Origin of the sequence: Paenibacillus faecis (assembly GCF_008084145.1) — a bacterium.
GTDB classification, from domain to species: domain Bacteria; phylum Bacillota; class Bacilli; order Paenibacillales; family Paenibacillaceae; genus Fontibacillus; species Fontibacillus faecis.
The window spans coordinates 906894-920444 of sequence record NZ_VSDO01000001.1; the positions used below are offsets into that span (position 1 = coordinate 906894).

The 13551-nt window shown below is 54.1% G+C and carries 17 protein-coding genes; 2 read left to right on the forward strand and 15 right to left on the reverse strand.

Annotation, left to right across the window (positions count from 1 at the left end; translation table 11 throughout):
* Positions 1–80 precede the first annotated feature (80 nt).
* The 5 genes from FRY98_RS04145 to FRY98_RS04165 form a co-directional block, all read right to left on the reverse strand.
* Complete coding sequence (locus FRY98_RS04145; protein ID WP_148450459.1) at positions 81–929, reverse strand: EFR1 family ferrodoxin; 849 nt, start codon at positions 927–929, stop codon at positions 81–83.
* Positions 926–1669 carry an SDR family NAD(P)-dependent oxidoreductase gene (locus tag FRY98_RS04150; protein ID WP_148450460.1) on the reverse strand — a complete coding sequence of 248 codons (744 nt, stop codon included), beginning with the start codon at positions 1667–1669 and terminating at the stop codon, positions 926–928. Before FRY98_RS04150 ends, FRY98_RS04145 begins: the two co-directional genes overlap by 4 nt.
* 71 nt (positions 1670–1740) lie before the next feature.
* Entirely contained in the window at positions 1741–2406 is a 666-nt protein-coding gene (locus FRY98_RS04155; RefSeq protein ID WP_170287023.1) for a TetR/AcrR family transcriptional regulator, read from the reverse strand.
* Between the two features lie 160 nt (positions 2407–2566).
* The gene (locus tag FRY98_RS04160) at positions 2567–2800 is read right to left on the reverse strand and encodes a YuzB family protein (protein ID WP_148450462.1); all 234 of its coding nucleotides are present in this window, start codon (positions 2798–2800) and stop codon (positions 2567–2569) included.
* A 225-nt stretch (positions 2801–3025) separates the two neighbouring features.
* Positions 3026–3328: an iron-sulfur cluster assembly accessory protein gene (locus FRY98_RS04165; RefSeq protein WP_148450463.1), complete on the reverse strand. Its 303-nt coding sequence runs from the start codon at positions 3326–3328 to the stop codon at positions 3026–3028.
* 204 nt (positions 3329–3532) lie between these two features.
* Here FRY98_RS04165 and FRY98_RS04170 point away from each other — a divergent pair, with 204 nt between their 5' ends.
* Both FRY98_RS04170 and FRY98_RS04175 read left to right on the forward strand, forming a co-directional pair.
* Positions 3533–3865 (forward strand): PadR family transcriptional regulator, encoded by a 333-nt coding sequence (locus tag FRY98_RS04170; protein ID WP_170287024.1) that lies wholly within the window; start codon positions 3533–3535, stop codon positions 3863–3865.
* On the forward strand, positions 3862–5157 hold the full coding sequence (locus FRY98_RS04175) for an FtsW/RodA/SpoVE family cell cycle protein (protein ID WP_170287025.1): 1296 nt from the start codon (positions 3862–3864) through the stop codon (positions 5155–5157). The genes FRY98_RS04170 and FRY98_RS04175 overlap by 4 nt, the downstream gene beginning before the upstream one ends.
* 103 nt (positions 5158–5260) lie before the next feature.
* Here the strand turns inward: FRY98_RS04175 and FRY98_RS04180 are convergent, their stop codons facing one another.
* The 10 genes from FRY98_RS04180 to FRY98_RS04225 form a co-directional block, all read right to left on the reverse strand.
* Positions 5261–5533 (reverse strand): YkvA family protein, encoded by a 273-nt coding sequence (locus tag FRY98_RS04180; RefSeq protein WP_148450465.1) that lies wholly within the window; start codon positions 5531–5533, stop codon positions 5261–5263.
* 93 nt (positions 5534–5626) lie between these two features.
* Positions 5627–6535, reverse strand: a complete 909-nt coding sequence (locus FRY98_RS04185; protein ID WP_249043327.1) for a M14 family metallopeptidase — start codon at positions 6533–6535, stop codon at positions 5627–5629.
* A gap of 28 nt (positions 6536–6563) precedes the next feature.
* Positions 6564–7205 carry a TraX family protein gene (locus FRY98_RS04190; protein ID WP_148450466.1) on the reverse strand — a complete coding sequence of 214 codons (642 nt, stop codon included), beginning with the start codon at positions 7203–7205 and terminating at the stop codon, positions 6564–6566.
* A 182-nt stretch (positions 7206–7387) separates the two neighbouring features.
* Positions 7388–8206, reverse strand: coding sequence for a glutamate racemase (racE, locus tag FRY98_RS04195; RefSeq protein ID WP_148450467.1), 819 nt, complete (start codon positions 8204–8206; stop codon positions 7388–7390).
* A 190-nt stretch (positions 8207–8396) separates the two neighbouring features.
* Positions 8397–8819 carry a YtxH domain-containing protein gene (locus FRY98_RS04200; protein ID WP_148450468.1) on the reverse strand — a complete coding sequence of 141 codons (423 nt, stop codon included), beginning with the start codon at positions 8817–8819 and terminating at the stop codon, positions 8397–8399.
* Positions 8820–8937: 118 nt separating this feature from the next.
* Positions 8938–9366 carry a DUF86 domain-containing protein gene (locus tag FRY98_RS04205; RefSeq protein ID WP_148450469.1) on the reverse strand — a complete coding sequence of 143 codons (429 nt, stop codon included), beginning with the start codon at positions 9364–9366 and terminating at the stop codon, positions 8938–8940.
* Between the two features lie 36 nt (positions 9367–9402).
* Positions 9403–9690: a Dabb family protein gene (locus tag FRY98_RS04210; RefSeq protein WP_148450470.1), complete on the reverse strand. Its 288-nt coding sequence runs from the start codon at positions 9688–9690 to the stop codon at positions 9403–9405.
* A 510-nt stretch (positions 9691–10200) separates the two neighbouring features.
* On the reverse strand, positions 10201–11514 hold the full coding sequence (locus FRY98_RS04215; protein ID WP_148450471.1) for a 6-phospho-beta-glucosidase: 1314 nt from the start codon (positions 11512–11514) through the stop codon (positions 10201–10203).
* Positions 11511–12503: an N-acetylglucosamine kinase gene (locus tag FRY98_RS04220; protein ID WP_148450472.1), complete on the reverse strand. Its 993-nt coding sequence runs from the start codon at positions 12501–12503 to the stop codon at positions 11511–11513. Before FRY98_RS04220 ends, FRY98_RS04215 begins: the two co-directional genes overlap by 4 nt.
* Positions 12504–12583: 80 nt before the next feature.
* On the reverse strand, positions 12584–13468 hold the full coding sequence (locus FRY98_RS04225) for an AraC family transcriptional regulator (protein ID WP_148450473.1): 885 nt from the start codon (positions 13466–13468) through the stop codon (positions 12584–12586).
* Positions 13469–13551: the final 83 nt, after the last annotated feature.

Sequence of the window (13551 nt, forward strand, 5' to 3'; positions counted from 1 at the left end):
CGGCAGCTCAGGAATACCATCTGTAACGTGGCAAAAGGCCGGCCGGGTTCCGCTTGAAACCTGGTCGGCCTTGGCTCACCTTAAACTTCTCCGCTTTCCGCGCAGCCGCTTCGTCTTCTCTCCGTTCCGCCCTTCTGCCGGGCTATATCATGCGCCGTGTATAGCGGATGACGGTACCTGCCTTTGGTCATCGATTTGGTTTTCCGGATTTGGATAGCTTGGCGCGGACAATAATTGATGCAGGCGAAGCAAAAATAACATTCCGTCCCTTCTTTCCAAATCGGCCTGCCCTCCTGCTGCTCAATTTTCCCGGACAAGCACACTTTCGTACACAGGCCGCATCCGATACAACGGTCGTCGGCATAAAATTTTTTGTCCGTATGCAGATAATCCGTTTTGCGCAAGACCACCGACAAAGCCGGAAAAAGCAGCTTTTTTCTCCAAAACGACTTTTCCGAGTTCGTCGCGTGCACTTCTTCCCTGTTTCCGATGGCTGCCGCTATCGGTTCCAGCTTGACCCGCGCTTCCGCGCACAATCTTTCTATGAGCGCCTGATCGGGCGTATCCGCGATATGGCAAAAATTGTTGGGCATATCGATAAACCAGTGGGCGTTCAGCGCCCTTTCTTTTTTTTGAAGCAGACGATCCATATCCCGAAACACATGGCAGGGAGAGCCTCCCCGCGTGGCTATGGCAAAAAGATAGGAGGGCTGCTCCAGATTTATTTTCTCCAAAAAATATTTAACCGGCGCCGGCATCGTAAACGCGTGAACCGGAAAAACGAAACCCACGACATCGGCTTTAATGGAATAGTCCGTTACTTGGATGATCGGTACAACGGTAGACTCGGGAAACGATTTGTGCAGCTCCTGGGCGATAAACAGCGAGTTGCCCGTTCCCGAAAAATAAAAAATCCGCATGCTCGTCATACCGCCGTATATCCCCCATCCACCATCAGGCTGGTTCCTGTGATGAATGAAGCGTCGTCACTGGCCAGAAACAGAACCGCTTTAGCGATCTCCTCAGCCGTACCCAATCGGCCTGCGGGGTGCAAACCTATGAGGTAGTTCTTGACCTCCTCGCCCAAGCGGTTGATCATCGGCGTATCGACATATCCCGGACATACGGCGTTTACGCGGATATTTCTGGCCGCGTAAGCTACCGCCGTAGATTGGGTCAGCATTTTGACCCCGCCTTTGGCGGCCGCATATGCACTGACTCTCGCTTTCCCGACATGGCTGTGGACCGAGCCGCAATTGACGATCGCGCCGCCGTTCCCCTGGCTCAGCATTTGCTTGATCGCGTATTTGTTGCAAAGAAACACACCGGTCAGGTTTATATCAACGGCAAGCTTCCAATCCTCAAGGCTTAACTGGTCCGTCGGGCCATCGGCCCCGACACCGGCGTTGGCGAACAGAATATCCAGCTTGCCGTAACGTTCGACGGTTTTCTCCACCATCCGCTCGACCTCACCCTCTTGGGTCACGTCCGTTTTTATAAAACTTGCGACAAGTCCGCTTTTTGTTAATTCATCCGCCAGCATCTCTCCTTCCTCGGATAAATCGGCAATAGCCACCTTGGCTCCTTCCCCCGCGAACAATCGGGCTGCCGCGGCGCCGATCCCGCCGGCTCCTCCGGTAACAATAACGACCTTTTGCTGAAATCTCATAACATCCGTCCTCCAATTTAATCTAACTAGTTATTTATATTTAAAGCGAAAATATGGCCAAGCTCCCTAAGCTACAGGATACTTGGCTCCATTACGCCGTAAATAACGAATTTTGCGATCTGTTCTCTAAACTGTTCCTGCGTCATCGGCGGCATACGGTCATCCGGAAAAATCTCGCTAAATCTCCGGAAAGATTGGAGGAAAGGGATTACCGTATTCATCAGAATCATCGGCACCATCATCGGTTCCATGTCCCGTCTGATTATTCCATTCTTCTTCGCCGCCAAGGTCAATTCATACAACCGGGGAAAATCATCATCCGGATTGTAGGCGATTTGCTTCCACGTCTTCCAGTTCTCAGCGGCTTCCCAGGCGAATATTTTCAAATAACGGGGATGATCCGTCAATAGCTGATAGGAAAAGTCAATCACCTGTTCAAGCAGCTGTCGGAACTTGTCCGGGTCCGAAGCGGTTGTCTCATCCTTAAGCAGGTCCCCAACCCGCTCTTCCGACATTTTGTTTCCGAACAGGTCCGCCCGCTTGACCACCTCCGTATAAAGTCCCAACTTATCTTTAAAATACTGATAGATAAGACTTTTGTTATAGCCCGCCGCATCAGCAATCGCATCGATTCGCGTAGCGGAGTATCCATGTTCCGCAAACAGCTCTTCCGCCGCATCAAGAATGATCGCTTTAGTGCGGGCGGCATCGTAAGTCCTCTTCTTTCTTTCGGTCATCATCATCTTCTCCACTAAAATAAACTAACTGGTTAGATTTTAAAATGAAGTCATGAACATGTCAAGCGAAATGCAAAAAACGCCGGAGCATAAGCCCCGGCGGCAATCCATTGGCCGCGTTTTCCGGTTCAATTTCCCGGCAGCCCCAACCAGCCGTCTTCTAAAGTTTCGGTTTTTTCACAAACGGGGCGGCCTTGACCAGCACTTCATCCTCCGTCGGCGCGCTCACGTAACGGCCGTTAATATATACGAACGCTCTTTTGCCGCAAGGGCCGCAATACGATTTGCAGCCGATTTTGATGTCGGCGTCCGGTGCGAGCTTTTGCAATTTCGGTACCATCGTCTTCATACGAATATGATTACATTTATCGCAAATCCGAATATCGTTAGCCATGATGCTTCCCTTCTTTTTATCTACTGTACTAATATACGATTGTTCATTATAGCACGATCCTTGCCGATTTTCCATTCCCCTAAAGCATTTCACGAACCCGATCGGTGCACAATCCACCGTAGACAAAAAAAATTCCCAAAATGGGAATCTCGAGCGCGAGAATCGTCCCATTTTGGGAATTTTTAAGTGCCGAGCTTAACGGTTTCACCGAACTGAACCGAATAATTAATGATCTCCGTGGTTGCCTTTGGAAGGGTTGGTGATAACGAAGCCCTCCTGGGGAAAATACAAGTAATCGACTTTGACGCCGTCCAGCAACGGATCGGTGCCTTCCACGATCACATCGATTTCCTTGTCTGTCTTGATGATTTGATCCTTGTCGCCGGGCTTCACCAGGTCCAGGCCATAGTGGGCGTGATCGCCGTGCGAATGAGTGATGAACACTTTCAGGGCCAGCCCCTGGTTCTCTTCCTTTTCCAGTTCCTTCTTTATTACCTTTGCCGCATTGCGGGTAATTTTGACGTTCATATGATCTCTCCTATCCTAAGTGACATTCCGGCATACCTATTGTAAAGAAATGCCGTGAAACAAGCAAGGCCAGGCTTCCGGATATTTCCGTTTCGTCCGGGTTAAGAACTAATAGGAAGGATCCTAATATTCCAATACATAGGATTGCTATGCATACTAAATCTATGTATAATGGCTGTATGAATTTGGAAAGGTGGTGTCTGCTTGAAAGTTAATAAGGAACTGCTCAAGGGAAGCACCGGCATGCTGATTTTGACACTGCTGGACAAGCGGGATTTATACGGTTACCAGTTGATCAAAGAGCTTGAACAGATGTCGGACGGGACCTTTGCTTTGAAGGAAGGAACGCTTTATCCGATTCTTCATGGCATGGAGACGGAGCGCTGGTTGGAAGCCTATTGGGAGGAAGCCGAAGGTCGAAAGCGCAAGTACTACCGGATCACGGACAGCGGCAGGCGCCAGCTTCAGGAGAAGAAGCGTGAATGGCAGCTGTTCCGGGGGTCTGTGGATCGGGTACTCGGGGAGGGACCTGCATGAAAAACTTGCATCCGCTATTACAAGAATATGTGAACCGGGTATCCAGGCAGGTCAAAGCGCGCGAACTGCGCCAAGAAATAAGAGAGGAGATCGCCGGCCATTTGGACGAGCTATGGGAAGCCAAGCGGGCCGAAGGTTTGGATGACGAGGCCGCCGCGCGGCAGGCCATGGCTCAGATGGGGAATACGGATTCGGTTGCCGAAGGGTTTAACCGGGTGCACCGGCCGCGCGTGCCGTGGATGATGCTGCTCTCCCTGGCTCTGCTGCTGACGATCGCTTTGCTGGCTATGTACGCCGTGCGGCTCAGTTATCAAGCCGGAGAAGGACTTTGGTACGACATCGATTTTTTCGGCAAGCAGGCGGTCTTTATAGGGATCGGATTGGCCGTTTTGTTCATTCTTAGCCGTGTCCATTACGGGATTCTGAACAATTATTCATGGATGTTATACGGGCTGGCGGTTGTTCTTATATGGATCACCAACTATGTGAGCCCGAACGTAAACGGCTTGCGCGTTTTTATCCTCGGTGGGGTTAACCCCACCGCGATCTGTCCTTATTTGTTTCTCATTGCGGCGGCGGGTGCTCTCTCCCGGAAGTACGAAAAGCGCCGGACCGCTTTAGGGCAGCTTGTTGTTCTTGGAATCCTCCCGCTGCTGCTGTTCGCGGTGATTCCGTCCTTCCCGAGCCTGATCCTCTATGCCGTCGCCTTCGCTCTGATGCTGTGCTTTTCCCGATACGGCTGGCGTTGGGTCCTGACTTACCTTTCCATGGTCGCGTCGATTTTTGTATTGCCGTTACTGCTCAGCGGTTACGGTCAGGAGCGGCTGAGCGCTTTTTTGCGCCCCTGGGAGGATGCGGAGGGCTCGGGGTACCTTTACCTCCAAATTGAAGAGGCTGTTCGCTCGGCGGGATGGCGGGGGCATGGATTCGGCTCGTTCATGGAAGTGCTGCCCCAAATTCATTCCGACAACGTGTTCACCTATCTGATTTACAGCCTGGGCTGGGTTTTCGGCATCTTTGTTTTGATGATCGTCCTGCTGTTTGTCACCCAACTGGTCAATGCGGCCATGTCCGTTCGGGATCCGTACGGGAAAATGCTCATCGCCGGTCTCGGAGCTTTCTTCTCCGTTCAATTCGTATGGAGCATCGGCATGTCGTTGGGGCTTCTCCCGATTTCCGCCGTGTCCTTCCCTCTGATCAGCTATGGAGGAAGCGGGCTGATGGCGCAACTGGGAGCCATCGGGCTTATATACGGTGTTTATCGGCGAAAGGATATGGTTCGAGTCCATTGACGGCCATCTTGATATCCTCTTCATTGACACGACGACACAATCCAAAAACCGCAGGTGCACAAAAGCTCCTGCGGTTCTCTTGTCCACGGGGTATTTTTCACGCTCATCGAATCAACCTGTCCTTGTCGATTTCCCTTGGGGGCTGGTTATCCTTGCGCTCCGCCCGGTCCACAAACCAATTCATCAGCAGCATCGTCACCGCGATATCGTCGATCGGTATAAAAGGCAGCACGTCAGGCAGCACCCAATACAATACCGCCGGGACCGTCATCAGCAGCTTGTCCGTCAATGGAACGCGGGGAGACCGCATTAGCCCGGGAAGCCGGCGGAACACATGCGCCCAACGGCGCAGCGACCAAATCTTTGACCATTTCATGGAACTCCCCCTCTCTATACCGTTATAAGATAAGATACCCATTTTTTCTATATACGTTCAAATATACATTTATATATTCAAAAAAAAGCCGCGTTATCCGCGGATAAACTCGGCCAGAATCGGTTCCAGTTCTTTATACATCTCCTCGAAGTCCTCCAAAGGCAGGGGGTTCACGCCTTCCCCTACCTCCACGGTAAACCCGGGGCGGCGGAACTCGTCGATGAACCAGTCCTTGTAGCCCGCATCGCTTCCCGTAAGCTTTACGGCCCGGTATCCGCCGGCCGCGGCAAGCCGGCCCGCGAACGCCTCCGCCTCCCGCGGCTCCCGCTCGCGGTAGTTCCAGTAAATCTCCTTGCCCTGCGTGTGCAAGGAGAGCACCCGGCTGAACCGCATTTCGCGGGTCAGCCGGACCAGGGCGGCCGCCTCCGGCTCGCTGAGCGGATGCGGACCGCCGTAATCCTGCGGCGCCGGGCCGCTCGCGCCCCGGCGCTCCCGCTCCAGTTCCCAGCCGGCCGGGAACTGGTCGTTCAAATCGACGCCGCGGATATTGGCCTTCCAGCGGCGAAAATCGCCGCTGCCGCCGTTCCACGCGGCGAGCTCCTCCGCCCGGGCGCAGCCGGGCGGAATGCCGTCCTGCGCCAGGTCGGCGCCGTCCGGGTTGACCATGGGGACCGTCCAGAGGGTGACGGCATCCAGGCCGCACGCCTCCCCGGCCTCCCGGGCTTCCGCCAACCGCTCCACAAACCGGAGCAGCAGCGGGGCCGTGATCCACTCGTTGGCATGCACGGCCGCGTTCATGTGGATGGCTTCCGGGCCCGCTCCCAACACCAGGGCAAGCAGCGGTTCGCCAAGCACGCTCTGCCCGATGGGTCTGGCCCGGATGCCGGGATATCGCCGCGTCAGTTCCCGCACTTGTTTTACATAATCGGCATTCCGATACCCGTTAAAATTCTTTACCGTTACCAGCGGTCGAACATGCCTGGCCTTCCGATCGGAATTCACTCCATCCCCATCCTTTCCCGCCTAAAATTCATTCCCCGGTGCCCAGTCTTACGCCGTAAACGACAAGGGTAAGAACGAACAGATGCGCCGGATAAAACGACCTCCAGACCCAAGCGGGCACCCGCATGGACTCCAAACGTTTCCATAAGCCCGGACCATAGGCGATCACCAAGGTAGGCAGAATGCTGATCATCTGGATGGTCCACCCGTAGGAGAATAAATAAACGCAATTCAACAACAAATGCATCAGCAGCATCCCGGTGGATTGCGCATATTTGAATATAAGCACCAGAAGCAGTCCATATGCCCCATAATCAAACGGCAAAACCTCCATAAAGACGGCGAAACCCGAAATAATCAGCACCGAAAGGATTCCGGGCCGGGTGTGATCCAGAATTTTCAGCACCAGGATGGCCACCAGCAGAGTGACCACGACATTCAGCCCCGCATCGTTCAGCACGAGCTGGTACGGAATTTGGGAAATCACGGCAATCAGCAGCAAACGGGTGGCATATCTTTTGAAATTGGAGGTGTGCTCGTATCCTTGGACAAGCGCGTAAGCGTAAATGGGAAAAGCGATTCGGCCGATCACCCTCCAGATCACCTCGCCAGGAAAAAACAGCAGCCCGATGTGGTCGATCAGCATCGTAATCATGGCAATGAGTTGCATAAAGTTGCTCCTTTTTCACATAATATATGATTTCCCTTAACCTCTATTTTACTTTACACAAAATACGGGCAGGAAATGCTTGCTATGCATATAATTAACCACGATTTTGCGTCACAGGCGTATTTTTGCGAGAGGAGAACAACAAAAAACCTTTGGCACCAAGTCCAAAGGTTCTGCGGTTATCAGGACGGGTTGGATACCTGCCAGACAATCGGAGTGAGCTCAATCTGTCTGCCGAGCCACTGCAGCGCAATGCTCCGGAACAGCTCTGGGTCACCGCTGCAAAAAAATTGGTGCACAGGGATTTCGCTGCCTCTCGCGAGCCTTCCCTTTTGATGAAGCACCGTGCTGATCTCCCGGGCGGTTTCATCCGCGGAGCTGATCAGTTTCACCGCAGGGCCCATCACCCGGGTCATCGTTTTAGTCAGAAAAGGATAATGAGTGCAACCGAGAATTAAACAATCGATTGGATACTGCCGAATTTCACGGAGTGCCTCTTCCACTACCTGCAGGGCCTCCGGCATTTCATAACGCCCCTGCTCCACCAAGGGAACGAGCGTAGGACAAGCTTCGCTGACGATTTCTATCGCCGGATTCAGCTCCTTTAGCGCCGCGGTATAGGCCCCGCTGCGGATCGTGCCGATCGTCCCGATCACGCCGATCTTTCCGGTCTTCGTGGCGCTAATGGCCGCGCGGGCTCCCGGATGGATCACGCCGAGCACGGGGACGGCGACCTTGGATTGGATATAGTCCAGAGCCGCGGCTGTAGCGGTATTGCACGCGATAACGATCATTTTCGGGTCGAATTGAACCAGGAATCGAACGATTTGTTCCGTAAAGAGGCGAACCTCTTCGGAGGATCGGGGGCCGTAGGGAGCTCGCGCGGTATCCCCGAAATAAATGATTTTCTCCCGGGGAAGCTGTCTCATGACTTCCTTAACGACGGTAAGGCCTCCCACACCGGAGTCCAGTATTGCGATGGCTTGCTGCTGCACGAACATACCGCTTCCTTTAGACTAGTTATTTTAATTTCGTTTCTCTTTCTACTTTATGTATTCGGGTCATAAAGCGTACCTAAATCTTAACTCAATTTATGCGGAGGGACAACTGAGCAGGAGGCTTCCATTATTATCCGGAGGACGGAAAAAAGACCCTTTCGGGTCTTCATCCTGACCGGCGGTCCGGCCGGTATTATGAATTCTGTTCCGTCTCGCCTACGGCAGCGTTCTGATCGCGAGAGACTTCACTATCGGCCTGTTCCTTTTCCTCGGCCACACCGATCAACGCCGTCTCCTCCGGCGCCTCGTTTTCTTCGATGGACAATACGCGTACTTCCTTCTCTTCCAAGGTTTCCTTCTCCTTGGCGGCGCGCCAAGCCTGGAATTCGCTTACGAGGCCGCCGGCCGTTTCCTTCACACGGCTGGCCAGTTCGGCGCTTTGCTCGCCGACTTTCTCGGCCACCTGCTGCGTCTTCTCCCCAACCTGACGCGCTCCGTCGGCGATATCCTTGCGCAGTTCACGTCCCGGCTTCGGAGCGAACAACAATGCCGTTACCGAGCCGACGACCGCGCCGATCGCGGCTCCCCAAATCCAACCCTTCGCGTTTTTACTCACGTTACATCTCTCCTTATCCGGCCTTCCCCTAACCGGGCGAATGCCTATATCGATAGTTCATTATAAGCGGGAGGGGTTCGTCCTGCCACTGCGCGGGAGAAAAAATCGGTTCGCCTCTCTAGGACGGAATGTTCTCCTTGTCCAGATAGGCGCGGACATTTCCCGCGAATTCCTCCATGGCTGGCGGGAGTTTCCGGGCAAGCGCCTGTCCGGCGCTCCGGTCCCATTCGAAATACTCCTGCACGAGCGGTTTGCGCAATCGCACCAGTTCGGTTAACAACTCGAACAGTTGCTGACCGATCACTTTTTCATCGCGCATTATATCTATAATGTCCTCATAGCTGCTGGCATCACGCATAATAAATCCGTCAATCAGATAGCTTCCTACATCGGTTACGATCTCGATTGCCAAATGAAGCGCCCGTTCCTCGGCATACCGAAGAAGAAGCGGATTATCCTCGGCGGAGCTGGCCGCCGCAAAAACTTGCTCCAGCTCGGGAAGCACGTTTAGCCTGCGCTCGATTTGTTCCCGGTTCACATAATACAAGGGGCTTCCTCCTTTTGGGCCGTCAGGCGCGCCGCTTTAAAATTCGAAATCCACCGCAACCTGGCTTTCCCGGACCTGCGTCATATGTTCGATCACTTTTTGATGCTCGGGATGAACCTGATAACCTTCCAAATCCTCCAGCGAATCGAAGGTGGCTACCAAAGCAATGTCATAGGATCGGGGCGATTTCACCACATCGATTCCTACCTCCAGGTCGCGAAGCTGCTCCACCTTGCCTTTGAGTCCGCGAAGCACCCCGGCGGTCGTTTCGATACTTGCCGGAGACGAATCTTTCAGTTTAAACAATACGATATGCTTGATCACTTGCCCACTCTCCCTCGGTCGTCGTCACGGCTGTCTTGAGAACCGTGCATGTCCTTGCTCACTAAACAAAATATAACATAAACCGCGGCGCCAAAACAGCCCGGTGCCTTCTCTCGGGCACCGGGCGTTTATGGGCATTAATGCTTCATCAGCCATCACAGTAGGAGAAAATGAGCATTCTCCGCTCTGGTACTGTCTATGTTAGATTCTTACTTCGGCGTAGCGGGCTGAATCCGGCGACCAAGAGCCTGCCATTTCCCCGGTCGCCCACGGCAATAGCGGCGTTTTAGGCCGTTATTTCGACCCAATTTTCGTTTTTGAGAAAAATAACGGCCAAAAAGGACCTTACTTCTCTGGTGCGGGTCCAAAAATCAGGTTTCGGCGCGCTTTTCCCTAAAATAAGGCCGCAAAAGACCGCTATTTCTCACCGAAGGGACGATTTCGACAAAATAGCGGCGCAAATGGCCTTTATTTTACCTACTCGGCCGTCAAAGGGTACCGGGCTGCCTTTTAAACATAAAAGTTCGGCAAATAACTGCGATGCGCTTCCAGCATTTCATCCAGCAGCAGCTTTGCCGTAGAAACCGACGGGACCAACGGATGATGAACCATCGCCTGCAGCGCGAGTCCGCGATCCCCGCTGACCGCGGCGTCGATCGCCAGGCTTTCGTACGTCTTTACCGCGTGAAGCAGTCCCTTGATATGCTGCGGCACATGCCGGGGAGCCAGCGGAATCGGGCCGCCGGCGGTGACGACGCAATTGATTTCGATGCTGGCGTCCGCCGGAAGGAAATCATAAATCACGCCGTTGGGTACATTCAAGGTTTGAATGTCGTTCCGTCCCGTATAGAGCGACTGCATTAAATGGACGGCCGCTTCGGAGTAATAAGCTCCGCCGCGCTGCTCCAATTGCTTCGGTTTCTCCTCCAGCGATTCGTCGGCATACAATTCAAACAGCTCTTTCTCCACCCGGCTGACGACCTCGGCCCGGGTCCCGTCTTTTTCCAAGGAGGCGATTTGTTCGTTCAGCATTTCGGTCGTCATGTAATAATACTTCAAATAGTAGGTCGGGATCGCGGAGAGCGACTGCAGAAACTGCGGGTCCCATCCGAGGGTGGGAACGTTTCTCGCCGAGTACTCCTTCTTCCCTCTAAGAAGCTCCGGCAGCACCTCTTTCCCGTCGACCAGCGCGGAGGTCACCCAATGCAGATGGTTTATGCCGACAAATTCGGGCAATACCCGGCTTTCCGGCGTACCGAACGCCTCGGCAAGAAACTTCTTGAAGTTGATCGGTGAGTTGCACAGCCCGACGGTTTTTACGCGGGAGTATTTCGTTACCGCTTCCGTCACCATCCCCGCCGGATTGGTGAAATTCAGCATCCAGGCTTGGGGAGCCAGCTCTTCGATATCCCGGCAAATCTCAAGAATGACCGGAATCGTCCGCAGCGCCTTGAACATCCCTCCGGGACCGGTCGTTTCCTGCCCGATCACACCGTGCCGCAGCGGGATATGCTCATCCAGCTTTCGGGCTTCCAGCAGACCCACGCGCATTTGCGTGGTGACGAAGTCCGCTCCCTGAATCGCGGCTCTGCGGTCCAAAGTCAAATGGACTTCGATGGGAAGTCCCGACTTTTTCACCATCCGCTTAGCGAGATTCCCCACGATTTCCAGCTTGTGCTTCCCCTGTTCGATATCCACCAGCCAAAGCTCCGATACCGGCATTTCATCGTACCCTTGGATCAGTCCTTCCACCAGTTCGGGGGTATACGACGATCCGCCTCCGATCACCGCGATTTTCACGTGCTTCCGGTTTTGTTCCTTCATTGATTCACCACTCCCTTTTTATCGACAAAAGTTATTTTCTCAAGCTGTTTCAGCATCCCGGGACCCGCCGCGAAACCCGCCCGATCCATGGCGCTCAGTACGGCGCCGGCGACCGGTTCCATCGTAATCCGCGTAACCCGCGTCCGGGGCGCTGTCAGACGCACGGTTTCCGCCAAGGCATCCTGCATGAGGCTGGTGGCGCTTTTGGCCAAAACGCTGCCCCCGAGCACGACATCAAACGTTTCGTTCTCCATTCCGAGCCTGCGGATCAACGCAGACGCCGCGTTGCCCAATTCACGTCCTTGTTCGGTGAGGTGTGCCGAAGCAACCTCATCCCCTTGAGCGGCCGCCTCAAACACCAGTTCCGCCAAATGTAAGGGCGGGACGTAGCCGTTGTCCAAAGCGGCGTCCCTCATCTCCGGTACGCCGGGAAACCCGGTCGCCCGTAGCACGAGATCTTGAAGCAGCGTCGGTTTGCCCCGTCCGTCCCAAGCCCGGATCGCCGAGCGAAAAGCGAAATTGGCCAAGTCCCTTCCGGACGCTTGGCCGTCGCCGAACAAATAGCCAAAACCGCCGTATTGCAGTTCTTCCCCCGCCCGGTTCCGGGCGGCCGCGTTAAATCCGGTTCCGCAGATGACCACCGCTCCGAAGGGCCGGTCCGTTCCCGCCCGCATGGCGATCATCGTATCGCAGGCGATCGACCAGCGGGGGAACCCGAGCCTTGCGATCATGGGCCGCAGCACCCGGAAATCCGGTTCACGATCCGCTCCGGCAAGACCAAAGAAAGCGTGATCGACCGCCGAGGGGGAGAGTTTCGACTCCGCTAAAGCTTGCAAACAAGCTGAGGCGATATTTTGCTCCGCTTCCGACGCATGAATCTGATGGTTTCCGTTGCCGGCTATTCCCCGCCCGAGTACATTTCCCTTATCGTCCACAATCAGGCAGAACGTTTTGCTCCCGCCGGCATCAACGCCCAAAAAATACCCCATACGCATCTCTCCTTCTCCTCCAGCATACAAAACAGGACTATCGCATTTCCTCTGCAATAGTCCTGTTTTCTGATACAATCTTACTGTTTTTCTTCACCTAACAGCCGTTTTTTCAAGGCGCTCGGCGGCATCCCGATATGATGCAGAAACAAGCGGTTAAAGTTCGACAGATTGCGGAACCCGCTGGCTTCCGCAATCTCCAGGATGCTGAGGTCCCCCTGTTCCAAAAGACTTACGGCGTAATCCAGCCGCAGTTGAACCAGATAGTTCATCGGCGACGTTCCCGCCATTTGACTGAACAAGGCGCTGAATCGCGAAGGGCTTAAATGGACGAGCTCCGCCAACTCTTTCAGCGTCCAGGGCCGGGCCAGCTCGGCGTCCATCATCCGGATCACCTGGCGGATCTGGTCCAGGTGCTTGGCCTTCGTGCGCCGCGAATCTCCGGGGTTCAAGCGACATTTCCGGTTCACCTCGGCCAGAAACAGCAGCAAATGCCCGCGGATGACCGAAGCATGGGAGGGGGAAGCGCTGCTATACTCCAGCATCATGGTTTCGATATAACCGCGGAGCGTCGGGCTGGCGGGATGGGTATGGGATATATGATTGGAGAAGCACACTCCCGTTTGCCGAAACGGCTGCATAATATCCGGATCATACCTCTGTTCGGGGGCTAAGAGCGTCGGATCGAACATGACGATCACCATTTCCAGATTCTTGCCCTCAAAAGCCCGATGCAAATCGTGGGAGTCAATCAGAAAGAGATCGCCCCGTTCGAATTGAAATTCTTGACCGTTGATCAAATAAATACCGCTTCCGCCGGCGATCCAGTTGATTTCAAGTGCCCTGTGCCAATGAAGCCGCTGAAACGAAGGCGTTACCCCGGTGGAGCTGGAGATCGTCAGCGGAAAATGTACCGGCAGCGAGATATGATCCGGCTGGATCGGTGCAACTGTGGAGCGGTTCATTTCTGAGTTCCCCCTCATGGAAATCATACGTAGACCTCTTTTCCCTCATTGAACCACAAAACCCCAATCCTGTACAACCGCGC